Annotated in this window: 19 protein-coding genes; 1 reads left to right on the forward strand and 18 read right to left on the reverse strand. The window is 48.9% G+C overall.

The window, feature by feature from the left end; translation table 11 throughout:
* Positions 1–25: 25 nt before the first annotated feature.
* The 10 genes from ylqF to smc form a co-directional block, all read right to left on the reverse strand.
* Positions 26–889: a ribosome biogenesis GTPase YlqF gene (gene ylqF, locus ACN9MT_RS10080; RefSeq protein WP_035409511.1), complete on the reverse strand. Its 864-nt coding sequence runs from the start codon at positions 887–889 to the stop codon at positions 26–28.
* Between the two features lie 147 nt (positions 890–1036).
* Positions 1037–1576: a signal peptidase I gene (gene lepB / locus ACN9MT_RS10085; protein ID WP_290775247.1), complete on the reverse strand. Its 540-nt coding sequence runs from the start codon at positions 1574–1576 to the stop codon at positions 1037–1039.
* Between the two features lie 104 nt (positions 1577–1680).
* Positions 1681–2034, reverse strand: coding sequence for a 50S ribosomal protein L19 (gene rplS, locus ACN9MT_RS10090; protein WP_023468738.1), 354 nt, complete (start codon positions 2032–2034; stop codon positions 1681–1683).
* 112 nt (positions 2035–2146) lie between these two features.
* Positions 2147–2875, reverse strand: coding sequence for a tRNA (guanosine(37)-N1)-methyltransferase TrmD (gene trmD, locus ACN9MT_RS10095; RefSeq protein WP_035406944.1), 729 nt, complete (start codon positions 2873–2875; stop codon positions 2147–2149).
* Positions 2872–3381, reverse strand: coding sequence for a ribosome maturation factor RimM (gene rimM / locus ACN9MT_RS10100; RefSeq protein WP_056062252.1), 510 nt, complete (start codon positions 3379–3381; stop codon positions 2872–2874). Before rimM ends, trmD begins: the two co-directional genes overlap by 4 nt.
* Before the next feature lie 62 nt (positions 3382–3443).
* Entirely contained in the window at positions 3444–3719 is a 276-nt protein-coding gene (gene rpsP / locus ACN9MT_RS10105) for a 30S ribosomal protein S16 (RefSeq protein WP_023468741.1), read from the reverse strand.
* 93 nt (positions 3720–3812) lie between these two features.
* Positions 3813–5162 (reverse strand): signal recognition particle protein, encoded by a 1350-nt coding sequence (ffh, locus tag ACN9MT_RS10110; protein WP_023468742.1) that lies wholly within the window; start codon positions 5160–5162, stop codon positions 3813–3815.
* Between the two features lie 12 nt (positions 5163–5174).
* Positions 5175–5495, reverse strand: coding sequence for a putative DNA-binding protein (locus ACN9MT_RS10115; RefSeq protein WP_023468743.1), 321 nt, complete (start codon positions 5493–5495; stop codon positions 5175–5177).
* Positions 5496–5594: 99 nt separating this feature from the next.
* Positions 5595–6599, reverse strand: a complete 1005-nt coding sequence (ftsY, locus tag ACN9MT_RS10120) for a signal recognition particle-docking protein FtsY (protein WP_035406938.1) — start codon at positions 6597–6599, stop codon at positions 5595–5597.
* Positions 6596–10159 (reverse strand): chromosome segregation protein SMC, encoded by a 3564-nt coding sequence (smc, locus tag ACN9MT_RS10125; RefSeq protein ID WP_426272147.1) that lies wholly within the window; start codon positions 10157–10159, stop codon positions 6596–6598. The genes ftsY and smc overlap by 4 nt, the downstream gene beginning before the upstream one ends.
* Positions 10160–10285: 126 nt before the next feature.
* Here smc and ACN9MT_RS10130 point away from each other — a divergent pair, with 126 nt between their 5' ends.
* On the forward strand, positions 10286–10486 hold the full coding sequence (locus ACN9MT_RS10130) for a DUF1128 family protein (RefSeq protein ID WP_023468746.1): 201 nt from the start codon (positions 10286–10288) through the stop codon (positions 10484–10486).
* A gap of 70 nt (positions 10487–10556) precedes the next feature.
* On the opposite strand, the gene rnc is transcribed toward ACN9MT_RS10130, so the two are convergent.
* The 8 genes from rnc to sdaAA form a co-directional block, all read right to left on the reverse strand.
* Complete coding sequence (gene rnc, locus ACN9MT_RS10135; RefSeq protein WP_035406932.1) at positions 10557–11327, reverse strand: ribonuclease III; 771 nt, start codon at positions 11325–11327, stop codon at positions 10557–10559.
* Positions 11328–11383: 56 nt separating this feature from the next.
* A complete protein-coding gene (gene acpP, locus ACN9MT_RS10140; RefSeq protein WP_029342095.1) occupies positions 11384–11623 on the reverse strand; it encodes an acyl carrier protein in 240 nt (79 codons plus the stop codon).
* A gap of 70 nt (positions 11624–11693) precedes the next feature.
* The gene (fabG, locus tag ACN9MT_RS10145; RefSeq protein ID WP_056062260.1) at positions 11694–12425 is read right to left on the reverse strand and encodes a 3-oxoacyl-[acyl-carrier-protein] reductase; all 732 of its coding nucleotides are present in this window, start codon (positions 12423–12425) and stop codon (positions 11694–11696) included.
* Positions 12422–13342 (reverse strand): ACP S-malonyltransferase, encoded by a 921-nt coding sequence (gene fabD / locus ACN9MT_RS10150; protein ID WP_035406924.1) that lies wholly within the window; start codon positions 13340–13342, stop codon positions 12422–12424. Before fabD ends, fabG begins: the two co-directional genes overlap by 4 nt.
* Before the next feature lie 16 nt (positions 13343–13358).
* Entirely contained in the window at positions 13359–14354 is a 996-nt protein-coding gene (gene plsX / locus ACN9MT_RS10155; protein WP_035406922.1) for a phosphate acyltransferase PlsX, read from the reverse strand.
* The gene (fapR, locus tag ACN9MT_RS10160; RefSeq protein WP_035406919.1) at positions 14351–14920 is read right to left on the reverse strand and encodes a transcription factor FapR; all 570 of its coding nucleotides are present in this window, start codon (positions 14918–14920) and stop codon (positions 14351–14353) included. The genes plsX and fapR overlap by 4 nt, the downstream gene beginning before the upstream one ends.
* An 85-nt stretch (positions 14921–15005) precedes the next feature.
* Positions 15006–17036 (reverse strand): ATP-dependent DNA helicase RecG, encoded by a 2031-nt coding sequence (gene recG, locus ACN9MT_RS10165; protein ID WP_426272148.1) that lies wholly within the window; start codon positions 17034–17036, stop codon positions 15006–15008.
* Positions 17020–17916, reverse strand: a complete 897-nt coding sequence (gene sdaAA / locus ACN9MT_RS10170; RefSeq protein ID WP_035406913.1) for an L-serine ammonia-lyase, iron-sulfur-dependent, subunit alpha — start codon at positions 17914–17916, stop codon at positions 17020–17022. The genes recG and sdaAA overlap by 17 nt, the downstream gene beginning before the upstream one ends.
* Between the last annotated feature and the right edge of the window lie 3 nt (positions 17917–17919).

Genomic DNA, 17919 nt, shown 5'->3' on the forward strand with positions numbered 1-17919 from the left:
GGACATCGAAGGATGTCCAAGTCCGTTATGCATGCGTTTCCCATTCTTCCACTGTTTCGAGCGTCACACGCCCTAGCTTTTCCGTCCGTAGTTCATGCAGAAGCATTTCACTCGTCCGTTCGAAATCGACGTAGCCACCTGAAACGAATCCGCGCTTTTTACCGATGGCTTCGAGTACATCAACCGCTTCTCCTGATACTTCGTCGAGACGATAACGCTCACGTAACTGCTCCGGATAACGCGTCTTTAGCTCACGAAGGGCAAACAGCGCGATATCGTCGATGTTTAAGATATCATCCTTGATCGCTCCTGTCGCTGCCAACCGATACCCGACGACTTGATCGTCGAACTTCGGCCAGAGGATACCTGGTGTATCGAGTAATTCCATCTCACCTGTCTTCATCTTGATCCATTGCTGGCGTTTCGTCACACCTGGGCGGTCACCCGTGATCGCAATGTTCCGACCGGCGAGTCGATTGATGAGTGTCGACTTCCCAACGTTTGGAATGCCGATGATCAAGGCACGAATCGCACTCGGATTCCGACCTTTCTCCCGCATTCGTGCATGTTTTTCTTTCATTAGTCGTAAAGCACCTTCATGAATTTGATTCAATCCTTTATTGTGCTTCGCGTCGACCGCGACGACATCAACACCATCTGCCCGTAATGCGTGCATCCACTGTTCGGTCACTCGTTTGTCCGCCATATCCGCTTTGTTGAGGACGATCAATCGTGGCTTACCTGCCGTGATTTGTTCGACCATCGGGTTACGGCTCGACATTGGAAGACGTGCATCGACAAGTTCGATCACGACATCGATCAACTTTAATTTTTCTGTAACTTCCCGCCGTGCTTTGGCCATGTGACCGGGGAACCATTGAATCGTCATATCCTTCACCTCGTTCATATATTCCTGGACTTCTTGCTGATCATACGATACTTGAAAAAACATCCACTCTCTAGTATACGCAACTTAAGACAAGAAAAGAAGATGAGGTACTTACTTTTCACGGTAAGCGTCTCATCTTCTTTCGTTTTAATCGACAGAGCGTAAATCATTGAATGGATAGAATACGAAGTTCGTCGTTCCGACGATTTGATCCTCATCCACAAAACCGATATCACGACTATCTTTTGAATTTTGACGATTATCTCCCATGACGAATACCTTCCCTTTTGGAACAGTCGTTTTTCCTGTCCGTTCCTCAAGTGTAAAGTCCTCCGTCAATGGAACACCATTCATCTGAGCTTTGTACTCTTTTAAATACGGTTCAGCTACTTTCTTATCGTTGACGTACAACGTATCGTCTTTATAATACATCGTATCTCCCGGAACAGCGATCACTCGTTTGATATAGTCGCGTGTTTCCGTTGCATGAAAGACGACGATATCGCCTCTTTCTGGTTCATTAAAATAATACGGAATCTTATTGACGATCATCCGATCCGCATTGTGTAAGGTCGGCATCATCGATTCCCCATCGACGATGACGGGTACGAACAGGAACGTTCGAATGATGAACGCGATGACAAGCGCTACGACGAGCGCTTTTACCCAACTGAATAACTCCTTCACGAATTCCACTCCCTTGATTAACGCAATTTCTTCCTATGGACTAGTATACGCATAAACAACAAAAAAAAGAAGCTTGTCCGGAGACAAGCCACTTTTTCACATGATTAACGACGAATTTCTTTAATACGCGCCGCTTTACCACGAAGGTTACGGAGGTAGTAAAGTTTCGCACGACGGACTTTACCGTAGCGAACAACTTCGATTTGTGCAACACGTGGTGAGTGGAGCGGGAAAGCACGCTCAACGCCAACTCCGTAAGAAATTTTACGGACTGTGAATGTTTCACTGATGCCGCCACCGTGACGTTTGATGACTACGCCTTCGAAGAGCTGAATACGCTCACGCGTACCCTCGACGACTTTAACGTGTACACGGACTGTATCCCCAGGACGGAACGCAGGGACGTCTGACTTGATTTGTTCTTGTGTAAGTTCACGGAACAATTGTTGTGTGTTCATGAATGATTTCTCCTTTTTTCACCAATGTTCTTATCTTCATTTGCTTTCAGCATCCGACAGCGGAACATCGTTAATGGGTGGCTTTTGCCACATGTTTTAACTTATCATAGATTCAATCGTTTGACAATCCTGAAATCGATTCTAAATAAAGACGATCATCCTCGGTTAATGGAGCGTCAGCCAACAGATCCGGACGACGCTCAAATGTCCGCTTCAGCGACTGTTCCCGTCGCCATTTTGCAATCCGGGCATGGTTGCCTGATAACAAGACGTCGGGTACCTGGTATCCGGCATATTCAGCAGGACGTGTATAGTGTGGATATTCAAGAAGTCCCGTCGAAAAGGAATCGTCTTCGTGACTCTCAGACGCACCGAGGACGTCTGGCAAGAGACGGACGACAGCGTCAATCATTGTCATCGCAGCCAGTTCCCCTCCCGTCAAGACGAAGTCCCCAAGCGAGACCTCATCCGTTACAAGGTGATCATGAATCCGCTGATCAAATCCTTCGTAATGACCACATAGGAAGACCAGTTCTTCTTCTTGTGCCCACTCTTCTGCCATCCGTTGCGAAAAACGTTTACCGGTCGGTGTCATGACGATGATTCGTCGTTTTCCTTCCGGCAGACTCGCCATCGCGTCGAAGACGGGTTGAGGGGTCAACAGCATGCCTGCTCCCCCACCATACGGATAATCATCGACTTTACCATGACGATTCGTCGAGAAGTCTCGAAAATTGATTGTTTCAAGACTGACACGTTCATCATCTTGCGCTCGTTTGACTATTGAATGATCGAGCGCTGAAAACATTTCCGGAAACAGCGTCAACACTCGGATGTTCATTCTTCAATCAATCCTGGAAGCGGTGTGATTTGGATACGTTTTTGCTCGACATCGACGGAAGCAACGACTTGCTCGATATACGGGATCAGGACATCCTTTTTCCCATCGCGTTTGATCGTCCAGACGTCATTTGCGCCTGTTTCAAGAATGTCGGATACGACTCCGATTTTCGTCTCACCGTCATAAACCGTACAACCGATGATCTCATGATAGTAAAATTCATGCTCGTCTAAGTCTTGTAAATCTTCTGCGTGGACATAGAGTTTCAATCCTTTATACTTCTCGACGTCATTGATATGGTGCATCCCTTTGAACGTCACCATGATGAATTGTTTGTGTTTTCGGTAACCACTGATTGTCACCGGTGTGTACGTTCCGTCAGATCCAAGAAAAACTTCCTTCCCGACTTTAAAGCGTTCCTCCGGAAAATCCGTGCTCGCGAGTAACTTTAATTCACCTTTTAGACCATGTGTATTGGCGATTTTCGCAATTTCCAACCATTCCATTCATTTCACTTCCTTTCTTGAATTAAAAAAAGGAGGTAAGCTTTTGCTCACCTCCTAACGTCTTACTTCGCGAGTTTCGCGTTGTGGAATTTCTCCATGATACCAGCTTGTGAGAAGAGGTTACGAACTGTGTCCGAAGGTTTAGCACCTTCAGAGAGCCATTTAAGAGCTAGCTCTTCGTTGATTTTAACTTCTGCTTCTGGTTTAGCAACTGGATTGTAGTATCCGATTTGCTCGATGAAACGACCATCACGTGGTGCACGTGAGTCTGCTACTACCACACGGTAGAAAGGTGATTTTTTTGCGCCCATGCGCTTAAGACGAATTTTAACTGCCATTCGTAAGTCCCTCCAAATAATAGATGATTTTTTCGTTTAGTCAAATTGACAACTTCATTAGTATACAACGTTACAGCAAAAGAGAAAAGACTTTTAAAAGAATGGAAGGCCAAAGCCTTTCTTTTTCCCTTTGCCCATCTGTCCGGAAAATTGTTTCATCATTTTCCGCATGTCTTCGAACTGTTTAATGAGACGGTTGACTTCTTGGATACTGCGTCCGCTACCACGGGCAATCCGCTTCCGACGACTCGCATTCAAGATTTCAGGTTCAGTCCGCTCTCGTTTCGTCATCGATTGGATAATCGCTTCGACATACACGAGTTGCTTCTCATCGATTTGGGCGTTTTTCAACCCCTTCATCTTCCCTTTACCTGCCCCAGGGATCATTCCCAACAGTTCGTCGAGTGGACCCATCTGTTTCACTTGCTGCAACTGCTCGATGAAATCATCGAATGTAAACGATGCATCGCGCATTTTGCTTTCTAACTCTTTGGCACGCGTAGCGTCCATTTGTGACTCTGCTTTTTCAATCAGTGTCAGCATGTCTCCCATGCCTAGAATCCGAGACGCCATCCGCTCGGGATAGAATGGTTCGATGGCATCGAGCTTCTCTCCAAGACCGACGAATTTAATCGGTGCTCCGGTGACTGCCTTGATGGAGAGTGCTGCACCACCTCGCGTATCTCCGTCGAGCTTCGTCAGAACAACCCCCGTCACGCCAAGCTTCTCGTTGAAGCTTTCTGCGACGTTGACGGCGTCCTGACCCGTCATCGAATCGACGACAAGGAAGATTTCATGCGGTTTGGCGATCTCTTTAACATCAACGAGTTCCTGCATTAGTTCCTCATCGACGTGCAGACGACCTGCCGTATCGATCAACACGATATCGTGATGATGCTCTTTTGCATAATCGAGTGCACCGGTAACGATTTCTTGCGGACTGACCTGATCTCCCATTGAGAAGACCGGCAACTCCAATTGTTTCCCGAGTGTCTCTAATTGTTTGATTGCTGCCGGACGATAAATATCCGCCGCAACAAGCAAAGGACTACGATTATGTTTTTTACGTAAATGATTGGCAAGCTTACCCGTTGTCGTTGTTTTACCTGCCCCTTGCAGACCTGTCATCATGATGACGGTCGGAGGACGGTTCGCAAGCGTCAATGGTGACACTTCCGCACCCATCAGATTCGTCAATTCATCATGGACGATCTTGACGACTTGTTGCCCTGGCGTCAAAGATGTCATGACGTCCTGTCCGACGGCACGTTCCTTTACATCATTTACGAATTGTTTGACGACCTTGAAGTTGACGTCGGCTTCAAGTAGCGCTAAGCGAACTTCGCGCATCATCTCTTTGACGTCTGCTTCAGAAATCTTACCTTTACCTCGCATTTTAGCGAGACTGGCTTGAAGCCGTTCCGATAATCCTTCGAATGCCATTAAGAATGCCTCCTACTCTAATTGCTCCAATGTCTCAATGATCACTAGGGCTTCACCCGGAAGGTCGCATTGCTTCAGCTGATCGAGTAACTGCTTTCGCCGTTCGTGTTTCTTGAACAGGGATAGTCGTTCTTCATACTGCTCGAGCATGGCTTCCGTGCGTTTTATGTTGTCGTAGACTGCTTGTCGGCTGACTTCAAACTCATCGGCGATCTCACCTAAGGAAAAGTCATCTAAGTAATAGAGTGACATGTAATTCCGTTGTTTTGGCGTCAAAAGCTCCTGATAAAAGTCAATCAGATAGTTCATCCGGTTCGTTTTATCAAGTGTCATCCGAGCACCTCCGCAATGTTAAGTGAAATTCCTTTACAGATAGTATAGTACAGCCCTCACAGTGTGTTGTCAAGTTTTTTTCTTTACATGAAACGTCGCTTATTCTGCGCTTTCTTCCGTGTCAACGTTTTCTTTTTCTTCAAAGACATCACCGAACAATCCATACACGAATTGTTCTGCATCAAACGGTTGTAAATCATCGATTTTTTCACCAAGACCAACGAACTTGACCGGGAGGTTCAATTCGTTCTTGATCGCAAGGACGATTCCACCTTTTGCCGTTCCATCAAGCTTCGTCAAGACGATCCCGCTGACGTTCGTCGCTTGTTTGAAGGCTTTCGCCTGCACCATCGCGTTTTGTCCAGTCGTCGCGTCAAGCGCCAGCAATACTTCGTGAGGAGCGCCTGGAATTTCACGTTCGATGACACGTTTGACCTTTTCAAGTTCGTTCATTAGGTTGACCTTGTTTTGAAGGCGTCCTGCCGTATCGCAAATCAGGACATCGACCTTACGTGCTTTAGCTGCTTGGACAGCGTCGTAAACAACAGCGGCCGGATCCGATCCTTCTCCTTGACGGATGACCGGTACACCGGAGCGTTCGCCCCAGACTTGCAGTTGATCGATTGCACCCGCACGGAACGTATCACCCGCTGCTAACATGACGCTCTTGCCTTCTTGTTTCAAGCGGTTCGCAAGTTTCCCGATCGTCGTCGTCTTCCCGACCCCATTAACACCGACGAAGAGAATGACGTTCAGCTCATGATCGAGATCAAGTGCTGTCTCTTCCTCTTCAACTAACATCTTCGCGACGACTTCAACGAGGACATCACGTACTTCTTTTGGATCCTTGACGTTACGTCGTTTAACTTCTGTCTTTAACTCCTCGACCAAATCCATTGTCGTCGTCACGCCGACGTCGGCTTGAATCAATACTTCCTCTAATTCTTCGAAGAAATCCTCATCGACTTCGCGGAAACGATAGACGAGATCATTGACGGCACTTGCTAGCCCATCGCGTGTCTTCGTCAGTCCCTGTGTGAATTTCGTCGTGACTTCTTGCGTCGAAGTCGTCAAGCGGTCTTTCAGTTTTTTAAAGAAACTCATTGTTTAATCTCCTTTGGTTCTTCACTTAATGTACGTCGTGCCTCTTCTAGTTTAACGGATAACACTTCAGATATCCCGTTTTGCTGCATCGTGACGCCGTACAAGACGTCTGCCGCCTCCATCGTTCCTTTCCGATGGGTGATGATGACGAACTGTGTCTCGCGCGCTAGCTGATGGACGAATTCGCCGAATCGCGCGACGTTCGCTTCATCAAGTGCCGCCTCGACTTCATCGAGGACACAGAATGGGACAGGACGGGTCTTTAGAATCGCGAACAAGAGAGCGATCGCCGTCAAGGCACGCTCTCCACCTGACAAGAGCGACAAATTTTGTAGCTTTTTGCCTGGCGGTTTCGCGACGATATCGATTCCGCTCGTCAGTAGATCAGTCGGATCGACGAGTACAAGGTCGGCTTCTCCACCCCCGAACAACTCCCGGAACGTTTCTAGGAAATGCTCACGGACGGCATCATACGTTTGTCGGAACAACCGAATGACTTCCCGGTCCATCTCTTCAATGACACCATAGAGATCCGTTTTAGCGGCGACGAGATCGTCTCGTTGCGCCGATAGGAACGTAAACCGTTCATCGACTTCCGCGAATTCTTCGATTGCACCGATATTGACGATGCCGATTTCTTCGAGTTGTCGCTTGAGCAGATGAATTTCCTCTTTCGCCTCTTCATACGATTGATCGAGCGGAGCGATCAACTCGAGCAGTAATCCCATCTCTTCGAGCATTTCTTGTCTTGTCTCAAGGCGTGTACTCGTTTTCCCTTGTGAGAGTCGTAGTTGCTCAAGTGCCTGTTTCGTCGTATGTTGATCGTCCTTCGTCTTCGCTTCGCGAATTCGAATTAAGCGCAAGGATTCTGCCTGCACTTGAATCCGTTGTCCAATCGCGACAATTTCGGTCTCGACCCGTTGTTGTTCCTGTTCCTGTTCGCGCTGCTCGCCGTGCAAGGCATCGATTTTCGCTTCATCGAAGCCTTCAAGGACATGACGCAAGTCACGGCGTTTATGACCACGTTCAAGCTTCGCGTGACTGACCTGTTCCGTCAGACGCTCGATCTCTTGCGTGAGTTGCGCTTGTTTCATTTGAATCGTCCGCTCTTCAAGAACTGCTTCTGCTTGTTCCTTCTTCAGTTCGTCCATCGTGACGGCACCACGAGCTTGAGCATCCTTAAGACGATCAAGTGCTTGTCTGAGCTCTGTTTGACGTTCCGTCCATTTCGCGATCTCGACTTCTGACATTTCGATGATACGGCGTGCTTCCTGTTCTTGTTCGAGCACACGTGCCATCTGCCGATCTTCAACCGATAATTCGGACGTCATGACGGCGAGGTGACGCTTCGCATCTGCCAACGTATCCCGCGATTGCTCGAGTTGTCCTTGTAATTCTTGAATCGTTTCTGTCCGCGTCCGAGCAGTAGCATCAAGCGTCTGAATCGCCGCTCTTAGATCTTCCAAGCGGCGCATCTGCTCCCGAATGACCGCTTGCCCTCGCGTCAGTCCCTCTTTTAACTCGTCGAGCTCGCGCGATTGACTGAACAATGGTGTGCCTTTTTTCCGACTTCCGCCGGTCATCGTTCCACCGACGTTGACGACATCTCCTTCGAGCGTGACGAGACGATAGCGATGTCCTGTCGAACGGGCAATTTGGTTCGCTTGTTCAAGTGATTCGACGACGAGTGTCGTACCGAGTAAGTTCATCTTTAATTTCGTCAGCGTCTCGTCTGTCGTCACAAGATCACTTGCGATCCCGACGAATCCAGACATCTCCCCGACTTGTTCTCGCACCGAACGGTTGACTTCACGTGTTTGGAGTGAGGCGAGCGGCATGAACGTCGCTCGACCGGCATTTAAGCGTCGCAGTTCCTGGATTAGACGACGTCCTGTCGCATCGGTATCAACGACGATGTTTTGCATTGCCCCACCAAGCGCCGTCTCGATTGCCGCTTCAAATCGCGCAGGAACCGAAATCAACTCCGCGACCGCTCCGTGAATACCTGGGTAATGATCTCGTTGTTTTAATATCGTCTTAACGGCACCGAAATAACCGCTATAGTCGGCTTTGACGGATTCAAGAAATTCAATCCGATCTTCCGTCTTATGACGACGTCGCTCTAAATCCGCAACGGACTGTTCAACTTGGCGTAACGCATGTTGTTGTTCGTCTCGTGCTGCGAGTGCCGTTGCCTCTTCCTCAGTCACTTGATCTAATTCTGTCCGGATCGAAGCAACGTCCGCTTCTAATCGAGCGACGTCTTCCTCAAGTTGACGATGGGTCGACTGCTTCGTACCGCTATCCACCGTAAAGGAACGTTGTTGTTCTTCTGCCTGCATGAGATCTTGCTTCGCCCGATTATAGGCATTATTCGTCGCAGCCAATCGACTCGCCACTTCAAAGGCTTCCGAACGTAATGCTTCGGCTTCCTTATCAAAATCACGATCAGTTTGTGTCAACGCTTGATCAGCTCGTTCTCGCTCAGCCGTAATCCGTTTTGCTTCCTGATCGACTTCTGCTTGGCGTTCCTGTAAAGCGGTTAGTTCGAGTTCTAGTTCCTTGACGCGTTCTTCGACGATCGCGACCTCTTGTTCGAGTCGCTCTTTCGTCTCGGTACCGTGTTTTTCACGTTCTTTCGCTAGGTTAAGGGCACCTTGGATCTCAACAAGTCGCGTCGAGACATGTCGAAGTTGCTCCTGCAAAGCGTTTTCTTGTTGTCGTTCTTCTTCAAGCGTCGCTTCTTGTTTCTCCCGGGACACGACGGTCTCTTCGTGAGTTGTCTTTTGAGATGCAAGACGTTCTTCACATTGTGCGATATCACGCGCCAGTGTTTCGAGCTCCGTCTGATACGTCGTGATTTCATGCGCCAAGATGCCACGTTCCAGTACATCATGCCGTTCTCGAGCGACGAGATACTCTTTCGCAAGCGCCGCTTGTTCACGTAACGGCTCGATTCGTCCACCAAGTTCATATAAAATATCATCGACACGCGATAGATTCGCTTCCGTATCACTTAATTTCCGCTCGGCTTGCTTTTTGCGATGACGATACTTCAAGACGCCTGCTGCTTCTTCAATGACAGCACGGCGTTCTTCCGGTTTACCGGAGATGACTTGTTCAACTCGCCCTTGTCCGATGATCGCAAAAGCATCACGCGACAAGCCTGTGTCCATGAACAAATCAAGGACATCCTTCAGGCGACATGGTTTTTTATTTAAAAAATAATCGCTATCGCCATTACGGCTGACACGACGTGTAACACTGATCTCCTGATAAGGTAACGCGACCGTTCCCGACTCGTTATCTAAGACGAGCGTCACTTCTGCAAATTGTTTTCGGTGTTCAGACAAACTGCCGGCAAAAATGACGTCTTCCATCTTCGCCCCACGTAGTGACTTCGCAGATTGTTCTCCGAGCACCCAACGGACAGCGTCCGATATATTTGATTTTCCACTTCCGTTCGGTCCGACGACTGCCGTGACACCCGGAAGGAATTCTAGTTCAGTTCGATTGGCAAATGATTTGAAGCCATTGATTTCAATTCGTTTTAAGTACATCTTGATCACCCGTATGTTTAAATTTCTTTTGAATTTCTTTCAGTTTACCATAGCCGAAACGCTAGCAACATGATAGGTTTTAAGGTAGTATCATGCGAAACAAGAAGAAGAGGAGCGAATAACACGATGACGATTGAACAAATGATTGAAGCAATCTTAGATAAATTGAATATCATCAACAAAGGGGTCATTAAAGCAGAACAGTTCGATGGCTCAAAAAATGAGGACTTAAAAGAGATTTATGAGTTCGTCATGATGCGAGACTCGCTATCACTTGCAGAGGTCGACGCGATCGTCGACGAACTGAAATCCCTTAAGACTGTTTAATCGAGTAAGCACCACACGATAAAAGCCGATCATCTCTTGTGCGTTCGAGAGATGGTCGGCCTTTTGTTGCTTAAAACTGTTTTTTTAATTCAAGTAAGGCTTGTTTTGCCGCTTGTTGTTCTGCCTCTTTTTTCGAACGCCCCGTTCCAATCCCTTCGAGCTCATCCGCGACTTGAACACGAGAGATGAACTCCCGACTATGCGCCGGACCGCGTTCCTCGATGATTTCATATTCGATGACACCTAAACCGACACGTTGAATCGCTTCCTGTAATTGACTCTTGAAATCTGTCTGTTCTTCGAAAAAGCCTGTCGCCACTTTCGGAAAAACCGCTTCGGCGAGGAATCGTTCGGCTGCTTCGATGCCTTGGTCAAGATACAAGGCGCCAATGAAGGATTCGAAGACATCCGCAAGTAAGGCTGGACGATTCCGACCACCGGTCAGTTCTTCCCCCTTACCTAACAGAATCATATCGGAAAACTGATAGTGATTCGCAAATTGGACGAGTGACGGTTCACAGACGATCGCCGCTCGCAATTTCGTTAATTCCCCCTCGGAACGTTCCGGGTAGTGTTCGAATAGATAGCGTGACACCGTCAACTCTAAGACAGCGTCCCCTAAAAATTCTAGGCGTTCGTTATCCCCTTCCGACTCACGTTGTTCATTGACGAACGAAGAGTGCGTGAAGGCTTGTTTCAATAGCTCAACATTAGAAAACCTGATATTCAGACGCTCTTGTAACGCTTCAAATTTTTGCTCGATCTGAGCGAGCGTCCGAGCATCCTTGCGTCGTTTTACATAGGGTCCTTTTCGGACACGACGTCCTTTTTGATTCGTCATAGTTCCTCCTAAACAGCTAAAGCCCACCGCAAATTGCGGTGGGTCAGCTTCAATGATCAGACTTGTGTTTCGATGTAGTTGACGACATCGCCGACAGTCTTCAAGTTTTCTGCTTGCTCATCTTCGATCGTGATTTCGAACTTGTCTTCTAAGTCCATGACGAGTTCCATGACTTCGAGAGAGTCAGCACCGAGATCGTCTTTGAACGATTTATCAAGTGTGATTTCACTTTGTTCTTTACCTAATTTTTCTGCGATTGCTTCTTGTACGTCTACTAAGATTTGTTCTTTTGTCATTTTAAAATCCCTCCATGAGTTGAGTATATAAGATGATTGCCGATTTGGCAAAGTACTACCGTTAGTTGTGTTACATCGTCATGCCGCCATCGACGGCTAGAGTTTGACCTGTGATGTATCGTGCTTCATCTGAAGCAATGAAGCTGACGAGTGAAGCGATATCGTCGGTTTGACCGAAGCGTTTCAACGGAATTTGCCCGAGTGACAGGTTCCGCTGTTCTTCTGTCAATTCATCCGTCATGTCCGTCTCGATGAAGCCTGGACAGATGGCATTGACTGTGACGCCCTTACTAGCGAGTTCACGTGCGACGGATTTCGTCAGCCCGATCAGACCTGCTTTCGCTGCGACATAGTTCGCTTGCCCTGGATTTCCGGAAATACCGACGACTGATGCGATGTTGATGATACGACCGCTTGTTTTTAACAAAGGACGTGTCGCGGCTTGTGTGACCAGGAATGCCCCTTTCAGGTTCGTATCGACGACGGCATCAAAGTCTGCTTCCTTCATACGCATCAGTAAACCATCACGCGTAATGCCGGCATTATTGACGACACAATCCAGTTGACCAAACGCATCAATCGTTTGTTTGATCATCTGTTTGACAGCATCCGCTTCAGCGACATTCGCTTGAATCGCGAGTGCCTCACCGCCTGCTTCCTTGATTTCACGGACGACAGCTTCCGCCTTGTCCGTGCTTCCTGCATAGTTGACGACGACACGGAAACCATCCGTTGCCAATCGCTTCGCGATGGCAGCTCCGATGCCGCGTGACGCGCCAGTGACGAGTGCTACTTTACTCAACGAATTCCCTCCGCTTCCAATTGCTCAAGTGTCGTGATGCTGATGATCTTCGCATCTTTTTTGATTCGTTTCACGAGACCGCTAAGTGGAGATGATGGACCAAACTCGATGAATGTATCCGCACCCTCTTCGATTAAACGCTCGACGCATGATTCGAACCGGACCGGCGAATAGAGCTGTTGAACGAGCAAACGAATCAATTCGTCTGGTTGATCATGGAACGAACTGTCGACGTTCGAGATGAATTTCGTCTTCGCCGCTTCAAACGGTGACGAGACGAGAATATCTTCGAATCGTGGTGCGAATGGTGTCATGAGCGACGAATGGAACGCACCTGATACATCAAGCGGTAAGACACGTTTTGCTCCGAGCTCTTTTAACTTCGCTGTGGCAGATTCGACCGCCGCGATTTGTCCAGAGATGACGAATTGTCCAGGACAGTTGTAGTTGGCGATTTGAACGATTTCTCCCGTTGCCGCAATTGATTCAACCGCGTGATGGGCTGCCTCGACATCATTCATGCCAATGACTGCTGCCATCGTTCCACCCGTGACTTGATTCATGAGTTTTCCGCGTTCGCGGACGAGATAGACGGCTTCAGACGGTGTGATGACAGAAGCTGCGACGAGCGCGCTATATTCTCCAACACTGTGTCCGAGTACGAAATCAGGTGTATGTCCTTGTGCTGCGTACTGCTGTGCGAGTAATGCACTGTGTGCGACGATGGCTGGTTGAGCGATATCCGTCGCTTTCAATTCATCCTTCGTCCCTGTCGTCATCAGCGTCGTCAGATCCAGACCAATTCGCGTTCCGAGGTCAGCGAGTGCTTGGCGTGTCTCGTCTTGCGTGATGAGCGTCTGTCCCATTCCAGGCGTCTGTGACCCTTGTCCCGGAAACATCCAAACTGTTTTCCCCATCTCGTCTCACTCCTTCTTAACGTGCTTCAGTTGCTTTCGCCTGAACGATTTTGGCAACGACTTCTTGTTCGACCATCTTTTCAGCTTGAACGAGCGCTCTGCTGAATGCATAGGCATTACTTGATCCATGCGCCTTGATGACCGGAGCCGCAATACCGAATAGTCCGGCACCACCATATTCTTCATAGGCGAGCAACTGCTTCATTTTTTTCAACTTCGGTTTAAGTACGAGAGCGGCGAGCTTTGATGTCCACGAGCTCATGAATTGTTCTTTCATGACACCCATGATCATACTGGCTGCCCCTTCAGTACTCTTAAGTAACGTGTTGCCGGCAAAACCTTCCGTAACGATGACATCGACGTCACCGCTCATCGCTTCTCTCGCCTCGACGTTCCCAACGAAATGAATCGGTGCTGTCTCAAGTAGCGGATACGTTTCCTTCGTCAATGCATTCCCTTTACCGGCTTCTGATCCGATATTCAGGAGCCCGACTTTAGGACGTGTGATGCCGCGAACTTGTTCTGCGTAGACAGACCCCATGATGGCATAATCGAGCAAATGCTCTGCCTTCGCATCCGGGTTGGCGCCGACATCTAAGATGACGACACCCTTCCCATTACGTGTCGGGAAAGTCGGGGCCAGTGCAGGACGGTCAACTCCTTCGATCCGACCGATGACGAACAATCCGGCAGTCATGAGCGCTCCCGTGTTGCCTGCTGAAATCAAGGCATCTGCTTCTCCTGATTTCACCAGGTTTGCAGCCACAACGAGTGAGCTATCTTTCTTGCGGCGAATGGCACGTACCGGTTCATCTTCTCCGGTGATGACGGATGCTGCGTGGACGATCGTCACGCGCGGATCCTCGATTGTGTATGAGCGTAACTTCAACTCATCTCCGACTAGTCGGATATCGATGTTGTCGTTTGGACGTTCTGCCAGATAGGCAACGACCCCTTCTACGATGGCACGGGGTGCATGGTCGCCCCCCATGGCGTCAACTGCTAAAATCATTTCGATTCCTCCTTACTACTTCGATACACTGTGAATTCGCCGATGAAGACACATTCTTCACCGACATAACTCTCTACCGTGATGTCAGAACGCCCATCTTGGCGATGGGAACTGACGAATGCCTTCGCGACGACGCGTTCTCCGACGTGGACGGAGCGTGTGAACTGAACGTTCGCACGGGTCGTTAACGCGAGTTCATCATCGATGAGCGCAATCGCAAGCGAGTTCGCCTGTGCGAACAAGATATGTCCACGGGCGATTGCATTTCGACTAAACGCATGTTCCGGCAAAACCTCAAGGATCGAGATGGCAGATGTATCAAGTTTCAGGTCAATCATATCACCAATGACTTCATTTTCAGTCAACGTACGCACATCATCCAGGCGTTCAGTCGCGACATGTTTAATTCGCTCCCGTAATTCCGGAATTTTTAATTCCATCCGGTCCAGACGAATCGTCTGGATACTGACACGAAATCGTGTCGCCAGCGCTTCATCCGTGATGAACGGATTTTGCTCGATCGTCTGTAATAATTCTTGTTGTCTCTGTTTTTTAGGTACCCGCATGTACGTTCCTCCCACAAGAAGGATGACTACTATTATTACCTGGTACTAACAGTAGTATATATCCCTTGTTGTTCACTTTCAAGTATTATTCGATTCTTTCTCCTTCAAGAAGCCCTTGCCGTTCGATATATTCACGTAAGACATCGTATTCCGGCGCTTGCCAAAAAGCATCCGATCGCAGTAATCGGACTGCATCTTGTCGCGCGGTTTCCATGACTTGTATATCGAGCGCAGGATCAGTCAAGACGAAGCGCGGTAATCCACTTTGTTCGGTACCGAAGAAATTTCCGGCTCCGCGCAGTTTTAAATCCTTTTCCGCTAGCTTGAAGCCATCGTTCGTCTCCGTCATTGTCTTGATCCGTTCTTTTCCCGTATCGGAAGAGGGATCGGCGATTAGAATACAGTAAGACTGGGCATCGCCTCGACCGACGCGTCCTCTTAATTGGTGTAATTGCGCAAGACCGAAGCGTTCTGCATCATGAATGACGATGATCGATGCATTCGGAACGTTCACACCGACCTCGACGACCGTCGTCGAAACAAGGATTTGAACGGTATTCTCCTTGAATGCCTGCATGACCTCGTCTTTTTCTGAAGAAGTCAAGCGCCCATGCATCAAACCGACATGATAGGGCTTGAACCGCTCAGTCAATGTCGCATGTAATTCGATCGCATTTTGAACTTCGAGTGATTCGGATTCCTCGATCAATGGCGTGATGACGTAGGCTTGTCGACCTTGCGACAATTCTTTCTCGACGAACCCGAAAACGCGTTCCATCTGTTGCGGTTTCGCCCAGTAGGTCTCGATTTCCTTTCGTCCCGCCGGCATCTCATCGATGATCGAAACATCCATATCTCCAAAGACCGATATCGCAAGCGTACGCGGAATCGGTGTCGCTGTCATATATAATACATCTGCCTGTTCAGCTTTCGCACGCAATCGTTTCCGTTGTTCGACACCGAAGCGATGTTGTTCATCGGTGATGACGAGGTGTAATGCCTTGAACTGGACGGTGTCTTGAATCAGCGCATGTGTTCCGACCAAGACATCGATCTCTCCTGTTACAAGAGCTTCGAGCAAGTGAGCACGCGCTTTCCCTTTAACGGAACTCGTCAGTAGACCGACTCGGATTCCAAGTGGTTCAAGCAATGGGGCGAGCGACGCTGCATGCTGTTCCGCTAAAATTTCGGTCGGCACCATCAAAGCGCCTTGTCTTCCCGCACGAACCGTCGCGAACAAGGCGATGGCAGCGATGACGGTCTTCCCGCTTCCGACATCCCCTTGCAGCAACCGATTCATTCGTTCGCCGCGACCGATGTCGTCTAGGATCTCTTTTGTCACACGTTGCTGGGCACCTGTCAGCGGAAACGGCAGGCTCTTGATGAAATTCGCGATATCCGTTTCATGTAAAGGCAAGGCCATCCCTCGACCTTTCCGTCGTCCAAGACGTAACGCCTGTAATTTCAGTTGGAAATAGAGGCACTCCTCGTAGACATAACTGCGACGAGCAGCCGTCAACTCTTGTCGATTCGTTGGGAAATGAAGCGACTTCAACATCGTCATCCGGTCTTGCAACCGATACGTCTTCCGGATGCTATCCGGGATTCGTTCAGCTAATGCCTCAGTCTCCTTGAACGCCAAGTCGACGACGCGTCGGAATGTCTTCATCCGCATGTCACCCCGGAGCGAGTAGACTGGTGTCAATTCGCCTTCGATTGCCCCGAATTGCAATTCCGTCGCAGAGATCGTCATCCGGTGTAAATCCCACTTGCCACTGACCGTCACTTCTGCTCCGAGTTGCAATTGGTCTTTGTAGAATGCCCGGTTGAACATCGTTACGGTCACACTATACCGTTCTTCAACGAGCAGACGGAACGTTAAACGATTCTTTCCTTTGCCATAATAGCGCACAAGTGGTTCAGACTGGACTTGACCCGTGAACTTGACTTTATCCTCATGGATTGCTTCCGTTAGACTTCCCGTCACGAAGTCGTCATAACGAAACGGGACGTGCTCGAGCACGTCCGCAACGGTGAGAATATTCATCTCTTCTAGTTTTTTCGCCAAATCCCGTCCGACACCTTTTAATGTCTTGACGTCACGTGATGGATTCATTCGATAACTCTCCGAAGATTTTCGCTTCGAGCCAGCGACCCGTCGGCGTATTCGCGAGTCCACCTTTTGCTGTCTCGCGAAGCGCAGACGGCATCATCTGACCAATCTCATGCATGGCTGAGATGACTTCATCACACGGAATCCGTGACGTGATTCCTGCGAGTGCCATGTCGGCAGCGACAACAGCATTCGCCCCGCCCATCGCATTGCGTTTCACGCATGGCACTTCGACGAGTCCTGCGACAGGATCACAGACGAGTCCGAGCATGTTCTTCAGTGCGATCGCAAAGGCATGTGCTGACTGATCCGGTGTTCCGCCCGCCATCTCAACGATGGCAGCAGCTGCCATCGCTGTTGCTGAACCAACTTCTGCCTGACAGCCACCAGCCGCTCCGGAGATCGACGCATTGTTCGCGACGACGAAGCCGAACGCACCGGATGTGAATAAGAAGCGTAGCATTTGCTCACGCGTTGGGTTTAAGCGATCTTTGACCGCAAATAACGTACCTGGCACGACGCCGGCACTCCCTGCCGTTGGTGTCGCACAAATTTTTCCCATCGCAGCATTGACTTCATTCGTTCCGATTGCTTTACTAACGGCGTCCAGTAATAAATCACCGGATAATCCTTTACCTGAAGCACGGTACCGCTGGAGTAAGACAGCATCTCCACCAGTTAAACCTGTCACCGATTGCACACCGTCGCCATCAAGTGAACGAGCGACCGCATCTTCCATCACTTGTAGGTTTCGTTCCATCATCGCATAGACTTCATCTCGCTCCAAATGACGAACCGTCATCTCTTGTTCGATCATGACTTCCGAAATTGGAATATTTCGTTCCGTCGCGATGGCGACGAGTTCTTTAACGGATTTGAACATTTC

It is taken from the genome of Exiguobacterium sp. R-17 (genome assembly GCF_049913315.1).
Lineage (GTDB): Bacteria > Bacillota > Bacilli > Exiguobacteriales > Exiguobacteriaceae > Exiguobacterium_A.

Coding starts and splice junctions, on each gene's coding strand:
- rplS (WP_023468738.1), bottom strand. CDS start 2,034: ATGAACACACAACAATTGTTCCGTGAACTTACACAAGAACAAATCAAG.
- rpsP (WP_023468741.1), bottom strand. CDS start 3,719: ATGGCAGTTAAAATTCGTCTTAAGCGCATGGGCGCAAAAAAATCACCT.
- trmD (WP_035406944.1), bottom strand. CDS start 2,875: ATGAACATCCGAGTGTTGACGCTGTTTCCGGAAATGTTTTCAGCGCTC.
- rnc (WP_035406932.1), bottom strand. CDS start 11,327: ATGACGAATCAAAAAGGACGTCGTGTCCGAAAAGGACCCTATGTAAAA.
- smc (WP_426272147.1), bottom strand. CDS start 10,159: ATGTACTTAAAACGAATTGAAATCAATGGCTTCAAATCATTTGCCAAT.
- acpP (WP_029342095.1), bottom strand. CDS start 11,623: ATGACAAAAGAACAAATCTTAGTAGACGTACAAGAAGCAATCGCAGAA.
- fabD (WP_035406924.1), bottom strand. CDS start 13,342: ATGGGGAAAACAGTTTGGATGTTTCCGGGACAAGGGTCACAGACGCCT.
- recG (WP_426272148.1), bottom strand. CDS start 17,036: ATGAATCCATCACGTGACGTCAAGACATTAAAAGGTGTCGGACGGGAT.
- plsX (WP_035406922.1), bottom strand. CDS start 14,354: ATGATTTTAGCAGTTGACGCCATGGGGGGCGACCATGCACCCCGTGCC.
- ACN9MT_RS10130 (WP_023468746.1), top strand. CDS start 10,286: ATGACGATTGAACAAATGATTGAAGCAATCTTAGATAAATTGAATATC.
- sdaAA (WP_035406913.1), bottom strand. CDS start 17,916: ATGTTCAAATCCGTTAAAGAACTCGTCGCCATCGCGACGGAACGAAAT.
- fapR (WP_035406919.1), bottom strand. CDS start 14,920: ATGCGGGTACCTAAAAAACAGAGACAACAAGAATTATTACAGACGATC.
- ftsY (WP_035406938.1), bottom strand. CDS start 6,599: ATGAGTTTCTTTAAAAAACTGAAAGACCGCTTGACGACTTCGACGCAA.
- ffh (WP_023468742.1), bottom strand. CDS start 5,162: ATGGCATTCGAAGGATTATCGGAACGGCTTCAAGCCAGTCTCGCTAAA.
- ACN9MT_RS10115 (WP_023468743.1), bottom strand. CDS start 5,495: ATGACACTTGATAAAACGAACCGGATGAACTATCTGATTGACTTTTAT.
- rimM (WP_056062252.1), bottom strand. CDS start 3,381: ATGGAATGGTTGGAAATTGCGAAAATCGCCAATACACATGGTCTAAAA.
- ylqF (WP_035409511.1), bottom strand. CDS start 889: ATGACGATTCAATGGTTCCCCGGTCACATGGCCAAAGCACGGCGGGAA.